Annotated in this window: 10 protein-coding genes; 9 read left to right on the top strand and 1 reads right to left on the bottom strand. The window is 36.3% G+C overall.

Annotated elements, in window-relative coordinates:
* Positions 1-9 precede the first annotated feature (9 nt).
* Both mrdA and BC781_RS05070 read left to right on the top strand, forming a co-directional pair.
* Positions 10-1,848: a penicillin-binding protein 2 gene (mrdA, locus tag BC781_RS05075; protein WP_109616134.1), complete on the top strand. Its 1,839-nt coding sequence runs from the start codon at positions 10-12 to the stop codon at positions 1,846-1,848.
* 172 nt (positions 1,849-2,020) lie between these two features.
* The gene (locus tag BC781_RS05070) at positions 2,021-2,647 is read left to right on the top strand and encodes an SPOR domain-containing protein (RefSeq protein WP_211323667.1); all 627 of its coding nucleotides are present in this window, start codon (positions 2,021-2,023) and stop codon (positions 2,645-2,647) included.
* A 60-nt stretch (positions 2,648-2,707) separates the two neighbouring features.
* Here BC781_RS05070 and BC781_RS05065 read toward each other — a convergent pair whose 3' ends face one another.
* Positions 2,708-3,826 (bottom strand): acyltransferase family protein, encoded by a 1,119-nt coding sequence (locus BC781_RS05065; RefSeq protein ID WP_109616133.1) that lies wholly within the window; start codon positions 3,824-3,826, stop codon positions 2,708-2,710.
* 196 nt (positions 3,827-4,022) lie between these two features.
* On the opposite strand from BC781_RS05065, the gene BC781_RS05060 reads away from it, so the two are divergent.
* The 7 genes from BC781_RS05060 (at position 4,023) to BC781_RS05035 (ending at position 18,568) form a co-directional block, all read left to right on the top strand.
* Complete coding sequence (locus BC781_RS05060) at positions 4,023-5,102, top strand: AI-2E family transporter (protein ID WP_109616132.1); 1,080 nt, start codon at positions 4,023-4,025, stop codon at positions 5,100-5,102.
* Between the two features lie 40 nt (positions 5,103-5,142).
* The gene (locus BC781_RS05055; protein WP_109616131.1) at positions 5,143-6,495 is read left to right on the top strand and encodes an amidohydrolase family protein; all 1,353 of its coding nucleotides are present in this window, start codon (positions 5,143-5,145) and stop codon (positions 6,493-6,495) included.
* 86 nt (positions 6,496-6,581) lie between these two features.
* Positions 6,582-7,868 carry a carbohydrate porin gene (locus BC781_RS05050; RefSeq protein ID WP_109616130.1) on the top strand — a complete coding sequence of 429 codons (1,287 nt, stop codon included), beginning with the start codon at positions 6,582-6,584 and terminating at the stop codon, positions 7,866-7,868.
* Positions 7,869-8,033: 165 nt separating this feature from the next.
* Positions 8,034-8,423, top strand: a complete 390-nt coding sequence (locus BC781_RS05045; protein WP_109616129.1) for a hypothetical protein — start codon at positions 8,034-8,036, stop codon at positions 8,421-8,423.
* Between the two features lie 196 nt (positions 8,424-8,619).
* Positions 8,620-10,251: a tetratricopeptide repeat protein gene (locus BC781_RS05040; protein ID WP_109616128.1), complete on the top strand. Its 1,632-nt coding sequence runs from the start codon at positions 8,620-8,622 to the stop codon at positions 10,249-10,251.
* 447 nt (positions 10,252-10,698) lie between these two features.
* Complete coding sequence (locus BC781_RS25460) at positions 10,699-10,836, top strand: hypothetical protein (protein ID WP_158281394.1); 138 nt, start codon at positions 10,699-10,701, stop codon at positions 10,834-10,836.
* A gap of 235 nt (positions 10,837-11,071) precedes the next feature.
* Positions 11,072-18,568 (top strand): S8 family serine peptidase, encoded by a 7,497-nt coding sequence (locus tag BC781_RS05035; protein ID WP_158281393.1) that lies wholly within the window; start codon positions 11,072-11,074, stop codon positions 18,566-18,568.
* Positions 18,569-19,014: the final 446 nt, after the last annotated feature.

Genomic DNA, 19,014 nt, shown 5'->3' with positions numbered 1-19,014 from the left:
CTTTAGTACATGAATTCAAGATCGATACAGATTATTATTGCTTTTGGAATTATCGTTTTGATATTTTCAATCCGATTGCTCAACATCCAGGTTTTTGAAGCTGGTTGGAAGACAAAAGCAGAAACCAACATGGTGGCAAAGAAAGTAGTCCACCCGCCTAGAGGCCTTATTTTTGACAGAAATGGTCAGATATTGGTCAATAACACGCCTGTTTTTGACCTAATGGTGGTTAGAAATCAGTTGGAAATTGATGATACTTTAGCATTCCGTAAGTTGCTCAATATTGAAAGTAATGAAGAGCTTCGTAAGATGCTCAAAAGTGCTAGTCCGTATTACAGACCTACCGTATTTATTCCGCACTTAAACAAAGATGAATATGCTTTAATGGCGGATAAACTTCTTCGTTATAAAGGTTTATACGGAGTACCTCGTACCATCAGAGAGTATCCTCACACGAACTTGGCGAATGTACTGGGCTATGTAAAAGAGGTGGATAGAGCATTCTTAGATAAAGATACAACAGGCTATTACCATTCGGGAGATATGATTGGTAAAAATGGTCTTGAAAAATATTACGAAGAATACCTTAGAGGACAGCGAGGAGTGAAGCACGTCATTACCAATGTAAAAGGGCTTGAAAAAGGGAAGTACATGGATGGTGCTTTAGATACTCTTCCTGTTGTTGGGCAGAATCTTACCTCAACCATAGACCTTGACCTTCAGAAATATGGCGAACTTCTGATGCAGAACAAAAAAGGAGCTGTTGTGGCTATTGAACCTGCTACAGGAGAAGTCTTAACGATGATTTCTGCACCGACTTATGACCCTAATCTTTTGACAGGAAAGGGAAAGAAGGTATCCAGAAATTATGTAAAGCTGCTTAGAGATACGAATAAGCCACTTTTTGATAGATCGATGCAGTCTATGTATCCTCCTGGGTCAACTTTCAAGACCATTATGGCAATGATGGGCTTGCAAGAAGGTGTAATTGATACTGTCTACACAAGGTTACCATGTTCAGGAGAAAGAGTAGGATGTCACCATCACCCATCACCGCTTACAGTTGGAGGTTCTATCATTCATTCTTGTAATCCGTGGTACTACAAGGCCATGCGTAAAATTGTATTACAAGATGAAAAAGAAGGTTGGAAAGAAGACTTACATTTTGGTTTAGATAAATGGAAGTCTTATGTCAATGAATTCGGGTTAGGAACACGATTGGGAATCGACTTACCTTATGAAAAGGCAGGTTTAGTACCTGGTCCTGACTTCTATACGAGAGCATATAAACATGACCTGTGGAAAATTAGTAATGTCTATTCTATCAGTATTGGGCAAGGAGAGATTCTTTCAGCCCCTTTACAATTAGCCAATTTAGGGGCAATTATTGCCAATAGAGGTTATTATTATACTCCTCATTTGATCAAAGGAATTGGAGAGGAAAATGAGGTATTAGACCGTTTTAAAGAAAAGAAAAAAGTATCGGTACAATCAGATTATATAGATTATATCGCTAGAGCGATGTCTAAAGTACCAGAAATTGGTACCGCTCGATTGGCTTATATGTCAGATATAAAAGTAGCTGGTAAAACAGGTACAGCACAAAACCCTCATGGAGAAGACCATTCCATTTTTATGGCTTTTGCACCTGCTGATAACCCTAAGATTGCAATTGCAGTTTATGTTGAGAATGCAGGTTTTGGAGGTACTTGGGCAGCGCCTATCGCTCGTTTGATGATTGAGAAATATATCAAGGGAGAGATTACAAATTCATGGCTTGAACAATATGTCTTAAAAGGTAATTTCATTAAGGAAGAAGAGGATAAGGAAGCTGAGAAGGCTAGATAAACTGGCCTTTTCCTTTTTGGAAATACTTACCTTATTAGATATGATAATGGATGTCTGTTCGTTATTTTTTTAGCTATGTCAAGGAAGACAAGGAATAATTATTTCAATAATTATATTTTTCATAAAGAATACACTATATTTTCAGTTATAAAATTAGAAAATAACTAGAACCATGAAACATATACTAATTGTTTTGACTCTATTTGTTGGGGTTGCTTTTACTTCGACGACAGCTTACTCTCAATCCAAAAAAGAGAAAAAAGCAGAAATTAAAAAGTGGAAGAAGAAATTGAAATCAATGGACCCACTTAAGTTGAGAGATATGACTGAAGAGCTTAACAGCTTGAAAGGACAAGTTTCTGGCTTAAAGTCTGAGATTTCTAATCTTGAGAAAAAGAACTCTCAACTAGAGACTCAAGTTAAATCTAAAGATTCTGATTTATCTGATCTTAGAGCTAAGTTAGCAAAGGCACAAGATGAGGCAAAAGCTTCTGTTTCTGCTGGAGATAACTGGGATACAGGTATCGTTTATAAAGTGCAAGTAGGTGCTTTCAGAAATAAAAACCTTTCAAAATACCAAGATCAAGGAAGTTTCTGGGTTGAAGATAAAGATGGTGTAAAGAAATACACAATCGCTAACTTCAGAGATTATGAAGAAGCAGATGCTTTCAAGAAGTATATGAGAGAAATGGGGGTGAAAGATGCTTGGATTGTTGCTTATGAGGATAATATCCGTAAAGACATCAAAGATGTTTTAAAGACAACGAAAGCAAAAGATAAGCAAAGAGAAAGAAGATAATTATAACTTCTATAAAATATATAAAGCGACTTCCCGTAAAGGAGGTCGCTTTTTTATTTATCAATACATTCTTCTCAATTTTTTTCTTGCTTTGATTTCAATGAAGTAATAGGTAAATGCTGAAGAAAGAATGGTAAGACTCAAAAACAATAGTGTATAAATTAACCTTTGAGGTATCGAAAGGGTATTTATGTTTTCCGCTTGTTTCCAGTGTGGAAAAATAAACCAAAAGACAAAGAACCAGATTCCATGTACCAGATACATAGAGTATGAGATATCTCCTAAGAACCTAAAGACAGGGCGTTCCAATATAGCTCGTACTTTTCTCTGGTTATAAGCCGCAGCTAAAATCAGTAAGATGAAAATTGGAATGTTGATCAGATCGGGTAATTGATAGTGGAAAGTAAGTATGATCAGTACAAAAAGAAGAGGGATAATAAAGTCTAGTTTTAGAATAGCTTTTCCTAGTTCCTTTTGATAAAACTGATAAATATTAATACCAATGATAAATTCAAATAGACATCTCAAAAAGCCATAATCCCAAGTTATATCTAAATTCTGATTAGGATGTAAATAGACCAAACTACCAAGAGCTATAATCGCAAGTATTGACGATAGAAGAATGATTCTTGTATTTTTTCGATAAAGCAAGGGGATGATGAAAACCGCAATTGTATAGGTCCACCATTCTGCTCCAATAGACCACGAAGGCATATTCCAAGAAAGGAAATGATAAAGGTTCATGGCATTGATCATACTAAATTGGATAGGCAAGGCTTGAGGCGAAAAGTAGGTGACCCAACTCCCATCAATCACATTAGGAAAGTACTTTGGCGTTATCCAAACACCAATGATAAGGATGACTAAGGTGAAAAAGTGGAGAGGATAAAGCCGACTAAATCGACTCCATAAGAAGGATTTGATTGTCTTGAAATTCCAATTCTCGATCAATTTCTGACCATAAACATGGCAAATGATAAAACCGCTTAGAAGGAAGAAAAAATCAACCCATAGATAACCTTTTGATAAAATGCCTGTAGCATCTCTAGAGACCAAAGCTCCAAGGTCTCGGTAATAAATCGATACATCAATATGGAATATAACGACCCATAGTGCCGCAATACCTCTCAAAGGAGTAAGAGCACTGATGTAATTGTGCTGTGTTGTTAATTTATTCATTTCATATTTACCTTAAGTATCGCCAAAGTAAGCAAAGGAGGTGTAGTTATCAACTATTTAGGTAAGTGACTTATTTGGATAGTGTTTAATCACTCTATTTCTATTGATTTATTTCGAGTGTAAGAATTATTGAAAATTTCAGTCAGAAAGCTAAATACGAATCTCAAAATTTATACTGAGATAAACGGTTACAGCTATGGAGGATCAGAAGATCAATGAAATCACAAAACTTACGATTGAGGTTAGTTTAAGAGTAGGAGTACTCTTTCTGTTATTGATATGGTGCTTACTTATTTTACTTCCCTTTTCAACGGCAGTTATTTGGGGGATTATCATAGCGGTGGCCATAGCTCCGATTTATCACTTGTTTCAGAAGAAGCTTGGTGCAAGTAATAAATTGAGTGCGACGCTGTTGGTCCTTTTTTTTATCGCGATACTTATTATTCCGTCCTTTTTTTTAGTGAGTTCTTTAGTAGAAAGCTTTAAGGTGTTAGGGCAAGCACTACAAGACAAATCACTTCATTTGCCTCCTCCACAAGAAAGTATAGCAGATTGGCCTCTTGTAGGAAAGGACTTATATAAGTTGTGGTTGGATGGACACGAAAACTTAGATGCAGTCCTTAAAAAGTACGAAGATCAATTGGCTGCTTTAGGGAAATGGATGCTGAATCAGGCTTTGGGAGTAGGGAAAAGTGTATTGCTTTTTATCATCTCTATTGTGATAGCTGGAGGTTTGTTAGCTACTAAAGGGACGCAAAGTTTTACCCAAAAATTCTTTGGAAAGCTAGTGGGGGAAAAGCAAAGTGAAGAGTTTACTAGACTAGCGGAAGTTACGATCGGAAATGTCACCAAAGGAATTATAGGTGTCGCGTTTATTCAATCTACCTTACTCGGCGTCATTTTCTTATTTGCTAAAATTCCTTTTGCAGGGCTTTGGGCATTGGTCTGTCTTATTCTCAGTATCATTCAAATTGGTCCTGGATTGGTCGCTTTAGGGGTAATCATCTATTTATTCTCTACCCAAACAGCTACTTATGCTACAATCTGGACTGTCATCATATTTATAGCCACACTTTCAGATAATGTTTTAAAACCTATCTTTTTAGGAAAAGGGGCTCCTGTGCCCATGCTCATCATTTTCTTAGGAGCGATTGGGGGCTTTATATTATCAGGTTTCTTGGGGCTATTTACAGGTGCAATTGTATTGTCTTTAGGGTTCAAACTATTTATAGCTTGGATAGAAGGTGAAGCGCAGTCAAATCAGAAAACAGAATAAACCATAACTCAAATACACATATTTAATTTTAACCCATAAAATGAAAGCTTTAAGACAAGTTCAATTACTTACACTTCTGAGTTGTTTTGTCATGGCAACAAGCCTTTTGGCACAAGAAAAGAAAAAGGAAGATACTTATGTGCTCATCACCAATGTGAATGTTTGGAGTGGTGCAGATGATAAAGTAGTCAAACAAGATGTTTTGATTAAAAATAACCTGTTTGAGGAGATTGGAACAGGATTAAAAGCCCCCGAAAATGCTGAGGTGATTGATGGAAAAGGAGGTACGCTTACACCAGGATTGATTGATATGCACACACATATCATGCTCAATGGGCCAAAAGCCTTTTATACAGGTTCTCAAGATTATGATGCGTTTGCTATTGGTGCATGGGCATATAAAGATATGAATATGCTTTTGGATATGGGCTTTACCTCTATCAGAGATATTGCAGGAAACTCATTAAGTATAGCAAAAGCAGTTAAAAATAAAGTGATGAGAGGACCTCGTATTTGGTCTTCTGGGCCAGCTTTTAGTTCTACAGGAGGTCATGGCGATGCAGGTCCGTGGAATGAGCTTCCGGGAGAGAAAAATCAACCTCATCGAACAATGAATTTGGCAACAGCCGATGGTATAGACGAGATCATTAAACATGCCAGATGGAACTACAGACATGGAGCTGCTTATGCAAAAATAATGGCAAGTGGTGGTGTGGCGAGTGAATTTGACCCATTAGAAATCACAGAATATACTTTTGATGAAATGAAAATGATTGTTCAAATCTCAGAAGATAACAGAACCTATGCAACCATACATGCCTATCATGATGATGCGATCAATCGTGCGATAGATGCAGGTGTGAAATGTGTAGAGCATGGTTTTTTAATGTCAGAAAAGACAGTAAAAAGAATGGCTGATGAAAATATCGTTTTGAGTTTGCAAGGTTATGTATCCACTGTACAGTTTGCCGAAGCGAGTCAAATTCCTTGGTTTTCGCCAGAACAGGTGAGAAAGGCAACACAAGTGTATGAAGGAGCCAAGCAAATGATTGAGTGGGCTAAAAAGTACGGTGTTTTCATTGTGAGTGGCTCTGATATGTTTGCAGAAAATACACCAAATGCCAAACAAAATATCACGGTAGAAAAGAACTTTGGTTGGAAACCTTGGGAGATTTTGCAACATGTGACTTACAATGCTGGTAAAGTGTTAGCAATGTCTGGACCTGCAAGAAATCCTTATCGAGAAGGACCATTAGGAGTAATTGAAAAGGGAGCTTATGCCGATGTAATCATTTGGGAAAAAAGCCCTTTAGAGGATATCGAAAATGTGATACCCAATGAAAATATCAAAGTACTTATCCAAGATGGAAAGGTCTTAAAGAATATGTACTAAAAATTTAAAGAAGTCATTGTAAACCTAGTGTTGCAATGACTTTTTCATACGATCCCAATTCATAAACGACATTAGATTTCATCAAAATGCTACGATTACCTAGTTGTATATGTACGCTTTTTCTACTCATCCAGTATTTCAGTGTTCAAGGGCAAAACGATTCTATAGATTCTTACATCAATAATGAAGGTTTTGGAGGACCCAAGACGGTAGGTGCTCAATTGGAAGTAGATAATGCACCACGATTTGAGAATAGAATTCCTGTAAAGCATACAAAGTTTTGGTATGATTTCAAGGAACGGTTAGCGAAACAAACAGGCATTGAGTTTGGAATAAATTACACTTCGCTTCTCATCTATGCCACAGAGACAATTTCTTCAGAAAATACAAGTACCGCAGCTAGTGGGATATTAGACATTCAAGCTGGTTGGAATGTCGTAAATCGAAAGAAAGGCAAAAATACAGGGAAGTTATTTATCAAGATGAATCATCGGGATTCGTATAGAGGTTCAGATCACGCTGCTCCAATGTTTCATGGTTTGAACGAATCGGGGTATTATGGTTTGCCAGCTACAGGTTTTCGAGATTACAGTATCCGAATGATTGAATTGAACTACCAACAAGCTTTGTTCGATAATCGATTTCATTTTGTGATTGGAAAGGTTGATGTTACGAACTACTTCAACTTTCACGGCTTGATTGTTCCTTGGCAGCATTTTATAGGATATGGTTCGTCGGTGAGTGGGACAGTGAATTGGCCAGATCAAGGATTAGGTCTTGTTCTTAGTTATAGGCCTACCGAAAAAATCTATATTATGGCAGGCTTATCAGATGTGAGAGGCGACCTTTTTGAAGATGGCGAATTCTTGAACTTCGGAGATCAAATTGATAATGGGAAGTTTTGGAAAGCCGTTGAGGTAGGTTTTGTGCCTTCTTTTGGAGAACGTTTTTTTAAGAAAGTAGCGTTGACTTATTGGCACTCTGATGCTTATACAAATAATAGCGGCTCAAGGATAAAATCAGGACAAGGCGTAGCACTTAGTGCACATTGGTTTTTTAAGGAACGTTTCATTCCGTATGTCAGATTTGGTATTTCAGATGGAAATGGGGAAAATGCATTTTATGATGCCGATATTCAGATTGGACACGGATACCGATTCTTGAATTATGATATTCTTGGAACGAGTTTCAGTTGGAATAGACCAAATATTTCTGGTACCAAAGATCAAATAACAGCAGAAGTCTTTTATCGAATCAATTTTACAGCTCATTTAGAACTGACACCAAGTATTCAATTTATTAATCAACCCACATTCAATCCATCAGATAATTCATTGTGGTATTTAGGGATTAGAGGAAGGGTGACTTTATAGGTTATATTTCAATAGTGTAATTATAAATAATATGAGTTTTTATAATTATTTTTAGACCTCCTAACACTGAATGAGTTTTAATAAAAATATGCTTGAATATTGTTTGATTAGGCTATTTCAGAAATAGGGTAATATATTTTTTTAGAAGATTAATTTTTTATAGAAATGCGTAAGTTATTTTTTGTTTTAGTGTCGCTTGTTCTTTTTTCATGTACTGAGGAAGATGTAATCAATGCAACGGTAAGTAGTCCTGAGTATGTAGTGTCTTCTTTAGATGGTAAAAGTGTTTCTGTTAATGGATTTAAGTTTAATCATGAGGAGGAAACTGTGCTAAGCCTTCGTATCGGTACACTTTCTAAGTCTGAAGACTATTATCCTGAGGTAACTTTTATCGCTGATGGGTTTACGTTAAATGAAGATCAGCTCAAAGAATTTCATACTTTAAAAAGTGAAGAATATCCTTATATCTTATTTGATATAGGTGAAATGACTTACGTTTTGAATGCAGATAAATTCTATGCGACTATTTGTACTGAAGTATATGTTTGCTACTAACACATTTTCTTATTGAATAATGGAATAGCTCTTACAATTTAATGGTGAGAGCTATTCTTTTTTGTACAGTAGTTATATTGGTTTAACTACAAATGTTGAATTATTGGAATTCAATAAGGTACTTAGTGAAAAAACAAACATTAATAATTAAGTAATATTTGCTATTTTTGATAATTAAACTTTCAAATAGCTTCGCATGTCACGATTACTCTTACTCACATTAGCTTTATTACCACAAGTATTATTTGGTCAAGACCAACTCAAAAAAGATAGTTTGTTTGCACAGCTTTCTCATGCCGAAAGTGTACAGGAAAGAGTAAGTTCTTTGTGGGAAATTTCGGGCTATTATTGGGCTGATGACCTTAGGAAATCATACGATTATTCTATTCAAGCTTTAGAACTAGCAAAAAAATCAAATGATCAAGACTTGATAGGAAAAAGCTATTTGAAGTTAGGAGATGCCCTTTTGTTTATTGGTAATCTGGATGAGTCCTTAAGTAGCTATTTGAAGAGTCTTAAGATTTTAGAAGAGATAAATGAGCCGAATAGCTTATTCCCTCTTTATCATAATCTTGGTGTTTTATTTTTTCAGATGAAAGAATTGGATGAAGCATTAGAGTACTACCATAAAGCTTTGTATTTACACCATAATACTGAAGTAGAAGGAAAGTCAACAGGACATGGTAAAGTGCATACCTTGTACAATAGTATCGGGAATATTTATGAAGTAAAAGATGAAAATGAGCAAGCTTTCGAATATTATTTGAAAGGAGTAAAGGAAGCCGAGTTGATTGAAGATCATCAGAATTTAGGAAGTATCTATAATAATTTGGGCTATCTTTCTCTTAAATTAAAAGACACCGCAAAGGCTAGAGAATACCTAAGATTATCACTTTTTCATCGTCAGAAAATCAATGATCTGAATGGAATGGCGAAGTCTTACAATTATTTCGCATCCTATTATTTTCAGGTAGATTCATTAAATAAAGCATTAGAAAGCATTGAGAAGGCCATTCCATTGGCTAAAAAAGCAGGAGCAGAGCCAACTGAAGCAGAAGCATTAGTAGAGCTTTCTAAAATTTATGAAAAGAAAGGGCTGTACAAAGAATCATTGGATGCGTTTAAAAAGTACAAGACTTTAAGCGATACTTTACTCAATGAAAGCTCAATTCGTAAGCAAACAGAGCTACAGATCACTTATGAGTTTGAAAAAGAGAGAGAAATTCAAGCAGCGGAAGTTCAGAAAAAGGAGTTACGATATGGTTTGATTATTTCCATCTTAACTTTAGGGTGTATTATTTCTGTTTTGTACTACAGACTTGCCCGAAGTAGAAATAAGCGTATTCAACTCGCTAAAGAAAGTTTAGAAAAAGATCTGGAGTTGAAGAAGCAAGATCTAGATGTGAAGAATAAAGAGTTAGCTTCGTCTGTGTTGTTTTTATTGAAGAAAAATGAATTACTCAGCAATGTGTCTGAGCGTTTGTTGAATTTGAAAAACAAGATGAAACCTGAAAATCATAAGATGATTCAGAAAATCATATTTGATCTTCAAGACGGTACGAATGACGATGTGTGGAATGAATTTGAGCTTCGTTTCCAACAAGTGCACGAAGACTATTATTTAAAACTGAAAGAGTGTGCTCCCGACCTTTCGCCTGGTGAAATTAAGATATGTACTTTCTTGAAGTTGAATATGAGTAGCAAAGAAATTTCAGCAATTACTCATCAGAGTGTAAAAAGTATTGAGGTGGCAAGAACACGAATTCGTAAGAAATTGAATCTTACAAATAAGAATGTAAACCTAGTAACTTATCTATTGGAATTATAATTATTTTATTTCGTAAATATCAAATATTTATAATTACCTTTGCCCTTAGAAATTAATGATAAAACAAGGTGAGTCTTGAGCCTTGTTTTATTCTTTATAAAGAAGTATATCTGTATGAGTAAGTTAGCCAGCAGATAGAACTTTATTTTTATGTCATGTAGACCCAAATACTTGATTTTATAATAGCTGTTATTAAAGATGTAATGTGCTAATAGACCATTTCATTTTTCTATTCTCCCAAGCCATTGTTTTGAAATAATTCCTCCTAATAATTTATTCATAATTCTGTAAATCAGTTTTTTATATTTTTTGTGTAGTGCTTTTGAGTGGTTTGATAAATTACTCGGAGTGGTCTTTTATTGGTGCTTTTAGGTTTTTGAGTGGCGTAAATATGAAGTTAAAATATTGAGCATTTGTAACATTGTGTAAAATCAAATGCTCTGGAATATGAGAGATAAAAATGACCAAAAACTAAAAGAACTCTTTGAAAAAATTCAAGATGAAAAGACGGCATTGCGTAAACTATTGAAAGCACTGAAGTCTACGAAACAAGATCAAAAATCTCATATATCTAAAGGGAAATGATTGACTAACTGTCTCACTTACAACTTTGGGTGTTTTTAAACTAACTAACGATACAAACCTCAACTGGTGAGCTATTCTTTCTTAAGAATAGACCGACTCTATATTATTTGTATTTAAAGTTCATTGAGATTCCGAACTACAGGAGTTGCAATGACATTTTTTATAACCAATTCAAAACTAAATGTTACTATCTAAAAAAGTCAGAGTCTTACTCTTGTCTCTGATCCTATTTTCTATGGGATCAGTGTGGGCACAGGAGTACAAGAATGGCGTTAAACAAGGCGTAGTCCGAGTCAAATTCAAACCTCAAATTGGGGCAATGTTGAATAGTATGAAAGTCACGGTTAGTGGCGGTCAAGTGCAAACGGGTATTCAAGCTTTTGATGCCGCAAGTACAACATTGTCAGTGTCAAGTATGAAAAGGGTTTTTCCCTATTCAGCTAAACATGATGCGAAACACCGTAAACATGGTCTTCATTTATGGTATGAAGTAACTTACAATTCGAATGTAAGTCCTTTGCAAGCAGTTACAGCTTATGCAAAAACAAATGAAGTTGCAATGGCAGAACCTGTATTAGAAAAATACCTCATTACAGGAGATGTTTCTTACTTGGAGTCAAATGAGATAGGAACGTTATCAGAAGATGGAGAGCCATTTGATGATCCTTACCTTTCTTCTCAATGGCATTATAATAATACAGGACAGGTAACACCAAGTATTCCTGAAGGAGATGTCAACTTATACGAAGCATGGGAAACACAAGCGGGTAGCTCAGATATCATAGTCAGTATTGTTGATGGAGGTATAGACACAGATCATGAAGATTTGATGGATAACCTTTGGGTGAATACTTTAGAGCTTGAAGGTGAAGAAGGTGTTGATGATGATGGGAATGGTTATGTGGATGACATACATGGTTATAACTTCGTATATAATTCTGGAAATGTAGTAGCTCATTCTCACGGTACACACGTAGCGGGTACAGTATCAGCTGTAAACAATAATGGTATTGGTGTAGCAGGTGTAGCAGGTGGTACAGGTAATGGTGATGGTGTACGATTGATTTCATCTCAAATTTTCTTAGAATCAGGTGAAAGTAATGGCATGGGTGCTGCCATTGTTTATGGTGCTGATAATGGAGCTGTTATTTCACAAAACTCTTGGGGGTATACTTCTCCGGGTTATTATGAACAAAGTGTATTAGATGCCATCAATTATTTTATTGCAGAAGCAGGGCAGTATGAAGGTAGCCCAATGAATGGTGGTATCGTAATTTTTGCTTCAGGAAATAGTGCCGTAGATGATGAAATGTATCCAGGTTATTGGCCACAGGTTTACACCGTTTCTGCATTGGGACCTGATAACAAGATTGCATTTTACTCTAATTATGGAAGCTGGGTTGATATATCAGCTCCTGGTGGAGATCAATCTTATGGACAAAGCAATGGAGTGTTGAGTACACTACCAAATAATACTTATGGGTATATTCATGGTACCTCAATGGCCTGTCCTCACGTATCGGGAATTGCAGCTTTAGCAATCGCAGAACATGGTGGACCAAACTTTACAGCGGATGAATTAGAACTATACTTAACAAGTTCAACACATGATGTTGATCAATATAACCCTGATTATGCAGGGAAACTGGGAGTTGGATATATTGATGCGGCTCTTACATTGTTAAAAAATGAAGGAATTAAACCTTCAACAATTGGTGATCTTGCAGTAACAGGAGTTGCTCAAGATTTCATGACAATTTCATGGACTGTTCCTGCAGATGAGGATGATGGATATCCATCAAATTTCCAAGTTTTTTATCATACATCACCTATTACGGATGATAATCTAGAGGATGCAGGTATCATTAGTTTGAATAACAGAGATGAAGCAGGAACCCTAAAAGAACTAGAAATTTCAGGGCTTTCTTCTCTTACTACTTATTACGTGGCAGTACGTTCTTTGGACCGTTGGGCTAATAAATCAGATTTATCTAATGAGGTATCTGCAGAAACCAATAGAGGGCCAGATATAGAAATTACTCAGACGAATATTTATGTAGATGTAAATGAAGAGAGTAGCTTTTTAGCAGAAGGTGAATTTGAAATTGCAAACCTTGATGAAGGTGAGTTGAAATGGGAAGCTTCACTTCGTCATCGAAATCATACTTACGATTACTATTCTACACTAGCTTATCCTACAGCTAGTCCGTTAGCTAAAAGTAGTCTAAGCATCAAAGAGCGAGGTTTCAGAAACCCTCTAGCTAGAATACAACAATCGGATATGGTTGAGTTGCATTACTTAGATACAATACAGTCAGGTAATGGTCAACTTATAGGTTCTATTGGTGAAGAGGATCTGACAATTACAAACTCCTCAGCTATCCGCTTCAACGTTACTCAAGACAATGGATTTAACTTGACACACGTAAATATGGGCTTGGGAAGTGACCCTAGTCTAGGTCCTGTAATCCTAGAGGTTTATTCTGGAGCCTCTATTGAAGATGCAGAACTACTATTGGCACAAGAAGTGAATACATATTTAGATTACGTTTATCTATATACTTTTGCCTTGAATGAACAGCTTTATTTTAACAAGGGAGAATCATTCTGGGTAGTATTCCATATCCCAGCAGGGAACCAATACCCACTAGGTATTAGTCCAGAAGTAGAGCCTTCAGGATCAGATGGGAGTTACATGAGTTTTGACTTGGGAGAAAGTTGGGAGCCTTTAGCAGATGTTTATCGTGATGATAGAGTTTGGGCAACGAAAGCTTTTAGTAACAATCCTCATTTGGGAGAATACGTAACATTGACGCCTGCTTCAGGTCAAGTATCTGCTAATTCTAGTGAAATGGTTCAGTTTAATGTTGATGCCACGACGCTGATTAATGGTACATACAATGCGAATATCTTGATCGAATCAAATGATGATGATGAAAAAGAAACTCGTATTGCTACCACTGTAAATGTAAAAGGTCAGAAGCCTGACTTGAGAAATATTGATGTCGTAGAATTTGGTAATGTATTTTACGGCGAAGAGCGTACGCTTATCATTCCAGTAACCAACTTCGGATATGGTAAATTCTCAAATGCAACAGTGATATCAAACGATCCTCAGTTTGAAGTACACGATCTTGGATGGGCTTGGGGAATTGAAGCTCGTGATTACGGTTATGTCACAGTAACATACAAGCCAAATGGTGTAGGAAGTCATAATACGAGTCTAGACCTTATGGATGGAAACGGAAATTCTCATTCTATTCCTTTATTTGGTGTGGGTACTGCTCCAACTGAAATAACTGTAAGTCCTGCTGTACAGACTTTGGAGCCAATGGCTATAGGAGATCAAGCTACAACTACTTTTACCATCACGAATACAGGAGAGTATCCGCTCCAATATTCTATTCCAGCTTACACAGAAGGTGATGCAACTTCTAGTAATGGCGACTTAATTCATAAGTTTGGGTATTCGTATGAAAATAGTACAATAGAAGGTTCTGAGCTAGTATTTGAATGGGAAGATATTTCACAAACAGGTACAGAAATCACAGAGTTTTTCCATGTAACACATCCAGATTATACCTATTATGAAGTAGATCTAGGTTTCGATTTTCCGTTCTATAATGAAGTTGTAAGAACTTGGAACTTGACTCGTTTTGGTTTGATGACAATAGATAAAGAAGGACCATTAGGAGTTTGTTTACCACCTTCAGTGGATATCTCATGTGCTCCTCGAGGCGTAATTACTGGTCTTGGTTGGGAATTAGATATTCTAGGAAGTGGAGGGACAGTACACTATCAAAAGATGGCTGGTAAGTTTATTGTTCAGTATACAGGTAACTATGTGGTTAATGCTTGGGGAGATCATGAAAAAATTACTTTCCAAATGGTCTTATTCGCGAATGGAGATATCGAGTACCGTTACCTTGATGTAGAGGGAATGTACTTCTTGGACCGTGAAGAAGCGATGATCGGAATTGGAGATCGTAATTACGACGACAAGTTCATGATTAATGAATACGAGTTCGGAAGTACTGAAATGCCGAAGTTGAATTATAATGAAACTTCATTTAGAATAAAGCATCCGGGTACTAGAATAGTGGCTAATGTATCGCAGCCAGAAGGATTATTACAGGTTGGTGAGTCTCGAGATATCGAGATGACAATTGATTCAAAAGATGCTATTGAAGGAGAAATCTACCAAAATATCTCAATTCTTAGTAATGACCCATTCAACCCTAAGACGAGTGTAAAAGTTGAAGTAGATATCAACAGTGGAGGAGTTGTAGATATTGAATTGAATACAGAAACGCTTGATTTTGGCCAGTTATTCCAAATGGCTGAAAAGTCAATGACACTTACATTGAGTAATATCGGAACAAAATCAGCAGAAATTATTTCAGCTACAGTTGGTACTTCAAGTTTCGAAATTGAGCAAGCAACATATTCAACTGCATTAGCAGCTAAAACGTCAAACTACATTACTGTAAATATAAATACAGAAGAAGTTAAGACTTTAGACGATGTATTGACCGTGACGACTTCAGAAGGAGATACTTACGAAATACAGCTTATGGCTGAAGTATTAGATGCGCCAGAGATAGTCGTGGATATTACTTCTATCTCAGAGACTGTAGAAGCGGGTACTAAAAAGTCTGTAGAGCTTACAATTGAAAATCCTGGAAATGGTGTTCTTGATATCATTACCGAAGGGACAGATTGGTTGTATGAAGGAGAAGCAATAGCTGAAGTTAGTTCTATATCATTACCTGAGTTTGCCTATTCGTTCACTACATCTAAGGAGAGCAATGGTGTGAAGTATCAGTGGAGAGATATTACGAAGACAGGTGAGAAAATCCCAATGGAGTGGTTCTATAATGAAGAACAATATTGGAGAGCAATACCTTTACCATTTGAAGTGGAATTGTATCAAGAGAAGACAGACACACTTTGGGTAAGTTGGGCAGGTGTAATTACGACTTCTAGTCCAAAGATTAACCCACTTGATATCTTCTTACCAGATGTAATTCCTAGTGTAGCGGAGCCAAATAATATCATTGCCCCATATTTTGGAATTCACTTCTTTGAAGTTCTTGAAAATACAGCAGATGTTTCAGGGGTGTTCTTCGAAAGTTTTGATGACCATATCGTGATCAGCTGGAACGAAGGTTTAGATAGATACGGAATGGCAGGTTTTTATAGCTTCCAAGCTATTATTTATACAAACGGTACAATTAAATACCAGTACAATGCTCCTGCTTGGGCGAGACTTGATTTGGGAGTGATTGGTATTGAAAATAAAGATGGTACTGACGGTATTTTAGTAGCAGGAAATCAACCATACCTAGAGCATGAATTAGCACTTGTATTTACACCAGGTGTAAGACAACAAATTCCAGCTAATTCTTCTAATACAATTACGATGCAAATGGATGCTAGCAGTCTTAATGCAGGCATGTATGATGGTGTATTTACGATTCATAATAACTCTGTAGCTAGTCCTCAATTGACGATCCCAGTAAGTCTTGAGGTAACAGGTGATCCAATGATGACTGTTTCAGAAGACTCAATTGATTTTGGTAAGGTGATGGCTTATATGGGCGAAGATGATTATGGATATCCTATGCCAAAAACTTATTATCATGAGTTTGAAGTAAGTAATACAGGTCATGCTAATTTACAATTATCATCTGTGGCATTGAAAGATGGTTCAGAGATGATGGTAGAGATGTATGGTTTGATTAACCCTGTATGGGGTACTTATGGATGGAGACCTATCTGGGGTTGGGTTGATATTGCGCCAGGTACTTCCCAAGCGTTAAGAGTGACTTTCCAACCGACAGGTGAAGTAGAAGCTATAGCAGATACTTTAGTTATCGAATCAAGTATTGGAGAGGAAGCTTACATGATGCCAATTTCTGCAATGGCACAAAAAGCACCAATAGCCGAGTTCCAAGGAGATGAAATTGATGTAATGGCAAATACACCAGAACATACAGAGACAAGAACAGTTTTCTTGAGTAATGTAAATGGTGAAGGAATTTTAGAGTATGATTTAAGTCTAGATTTTGAGCGTGTAAGTACAACAACAAGTCTAACAAGTCTTGTAACCAACGAAGTAGCTTTCCATAGTGCTGTTGAATTGCAGTCTAAAGCCTCTGAGTATATTCAGGTGTTTGGTGCTAGTGAGGATAGTGAAGGAGATTACAATGCTGTTATTGAATATGATACAGCTTCAGTCCCAGATATCTATATGGGATTTGGTGGAGGACAATCTTTAGTAACTGCTACTAGATTTGTTGCTCCAGAAGAAGGTTTTACATTATCACATGTACAAACTTGGTATCAACCATTAGATGTAATGTCTTCGGATATTGTAGTGTATATCGTTGCAGGAGATAATCTAGAAGACGCTTCATTATTGACTGAACAAGAGTACAATCATACAATTTCTGAATCAGATTCAGTGGGTTCTTACTTGACAGTAGAATTGAATGAACCTCAATATATTTATCCTAATGAGGACTTCTATGTAGTATTTGCTTATCCGTTTGATGCACCATTCCCTCAAGGTTCGGTGGTTAATGAAGAGGCTTCTGAAAATAAATTCTTCTTCTACGCAGGAGAATGGGTTGATTTATCATCTGATGCATCATTGGCAAATGTTGGTTGGATGGTGAAAGCAATGGAGGAAACTGCAGGTGGTGGAGCTGCCTGGGTGACGATTGAAGGTGAAATGTCTGGAGAAATTGCAGCGGGTGATTCTGTAGAGGTCGAATTAAGTTTTGATGCAAGCAGAGTACGTGATATAGATAACTTAGCAAACTTAATTGCGCATACTAATGATCCTATTACTCCTAGCGTTATGCATTCTTTAACTATGCATATGAACCAGGGGCCTATCTTTATGATTGATGCTGAAACAGAGCTTTCTGTATATGAAAATGATACGCTTTCTTTTGAAATTTACACTGTAGATATGGAAGGCGATGCTACATCATTTGAATTTGCAGAAGAGTATGACAATGTATCAATGAGTGTAGAAGGAGACACGATCACGTTTGTTTATACACCAGATTATGAATCGGCAGGTACGCATTCATTTGTCATTCAAGGTGCTGATGAGTATCAGAATGCATCGGAATATGTAGTAACAGCTGAGGTGATGGATGTAAATAGAGCTCCTTTAGCATTGACAGAAGGTTACCAAATGGCTTTATTCCATAAAGGAGCAGATACAGCTCTTAACTTTATGAGCTTGTTTGAAGATCCTGATGGAGATGAATTGACTTTTGATTATTACATGCTAGAGGAATCAGATGTTGCAGATGTTTATGCTTCTAATGCCGACTTATTAGTAAAACCAATGATGGTTGGTACAGCTGAAGTAATGGTAATAGCAACAGATGTTTTAGGCTTAAGTGTAGAAACAAAAGTTACAATTCAAGTAACCGAAATTCTTTCTGCAAATTCACTTTCGGAGTCAGTGTTCAAACTTTATCCAGTTCCAGCTAAAGATGAAATAACAGTAGCTCTTGAGAATACAGAAAGAGGTATTTTCACTATTGAGATTCGTAATACTTTAGGTGAGAAGATAAAGGAACTTCAGGTGAATAAAGCGAATAATACATTAGACACCATCATCCCTATTTCAGAATTAGCTTCAGGGGTATACATTATACAATTGAAGTCTGAAGAGACTGAATTGAGTCGAACATTTATTAAGCAGTAATTGATTTGAAAGGAGAGTGTATTGCACTCTCCATTTCTACTCAAACTCACCGTATATTCAAATTGAAATTATAAGTGAGTTGACCAAAATCCAATAAAGCATCTTTGTTCTTTTTTAAGAGAACAAGGATGCTTTTTTTCTTTCAGATAAAATGTTAGTTAAGTGTGATTTTCTTAGTGATTTTAAATAACAAAGCTAAAGTGATAGCATGTCTAAATACCCAATTTTAGTAGTGTATTCAATGTTTCTCACTAACATTAGCTTTAGTTAGGCGCAATTCAGGTATTCGTGAGTTGTAAGGGTAATTACAATTGGTAATCAGTCGTGTAACATTGAGGTGTAGTGCTTGTGAGTGGTCTTGAAAATACCGATGAGTGTTATTATATGGGTGAAAATAGCTTTTTGAGTGTGGTAAAATAGGGTGTTAATAATCTAAGACTATTATC

This window comes from Sediminitomix flava, assembly GCF_003149185.1.
Taxonomy (GTDB): domain Bacteria; phylum Bacteroidota; class Bacteroidia; order Cytophagales; family Flammeovirgaceae; genus Sediminitomix; species Sediminitomix flava.
This window is presented reverse-complemented; position numbering and strand designations above follow the sequence as displayed.

What these genes read in the sequence shown, in the direction of transcription:
- mrdA (WP_109616134.1), top strand. Translation starts at nt 10, where the DNA reads ATGAATTCAAGATCGATACAGATTATTATTGCTTTTGGAATTATCGTT.
- BC781_RS05070 (WP_211323667.1), top strand. Translation starts at nt 2,021, where the DNA reads ATGAAACATATACTAATTGTTTTGACTCTATTTGTTGGGGTTGCTTTT.
- BC781_RS05065 (WP_109616133.1), bottom strand. Translation starts at nt 3,826, where the DNA reads ATGAATAAATTAACAACACAGCACAATTACATCAGTGCTCTTACTCCT.
- BC781_RS05060 (WP_109616132.1), top strand. Translation starts at nt 4,023, where the DNA reads ATGGAGGATCAGAAGATCAATGAAATCACAAAACTTACGATTGAGGTT.
- BC781_RS05055 (WP_109616131.1), top strand. Translation starts at nt 5,143, where the DNA reads ATGAAAGCTTTAAGACAAGTTCAATTACTTACACTTCTGAGTTGTTTT.
- BC781_RS05050 (WP_109616130.1), top strand. Translation starts at nt 6,582, where the DNA reads ATGCTACGATTACCTAGTTGTATATGTACGCTTTTTCTACTCATCCAG.
- BC781_RS05045 (WP_109616129.1), top strand. Translation starts at nt 8,034, where the DNA reads ATGCGTAAGTTATTTTTTGTTTTAGTGTCGCTTGTTCTTTTTTCATGT.
- BC781_RS05040 (WP_109616128.1), top strand. Translation starts at nt 8,620, where the DNA reads ATGTCACGATTACTCTTACTCACATTAGCTTTATTACCACAAGTATTA.
- BC781_RS25460 (WP_158281394.1), top strand. Translation starts at nt 10,699, where the DNA reads ATGAGAGATAAAAATGACCAAAAACTAAAAGAACTCTTTGAAAAAATT.
- BC781_RS05035 (WP_158281393.1), top strand. Translation starts at nt 11,072, where the DNA reads ATGGGATCAGTGTGGGCACAGGAGTACAAGAATGGCGTTAAACAAGGC.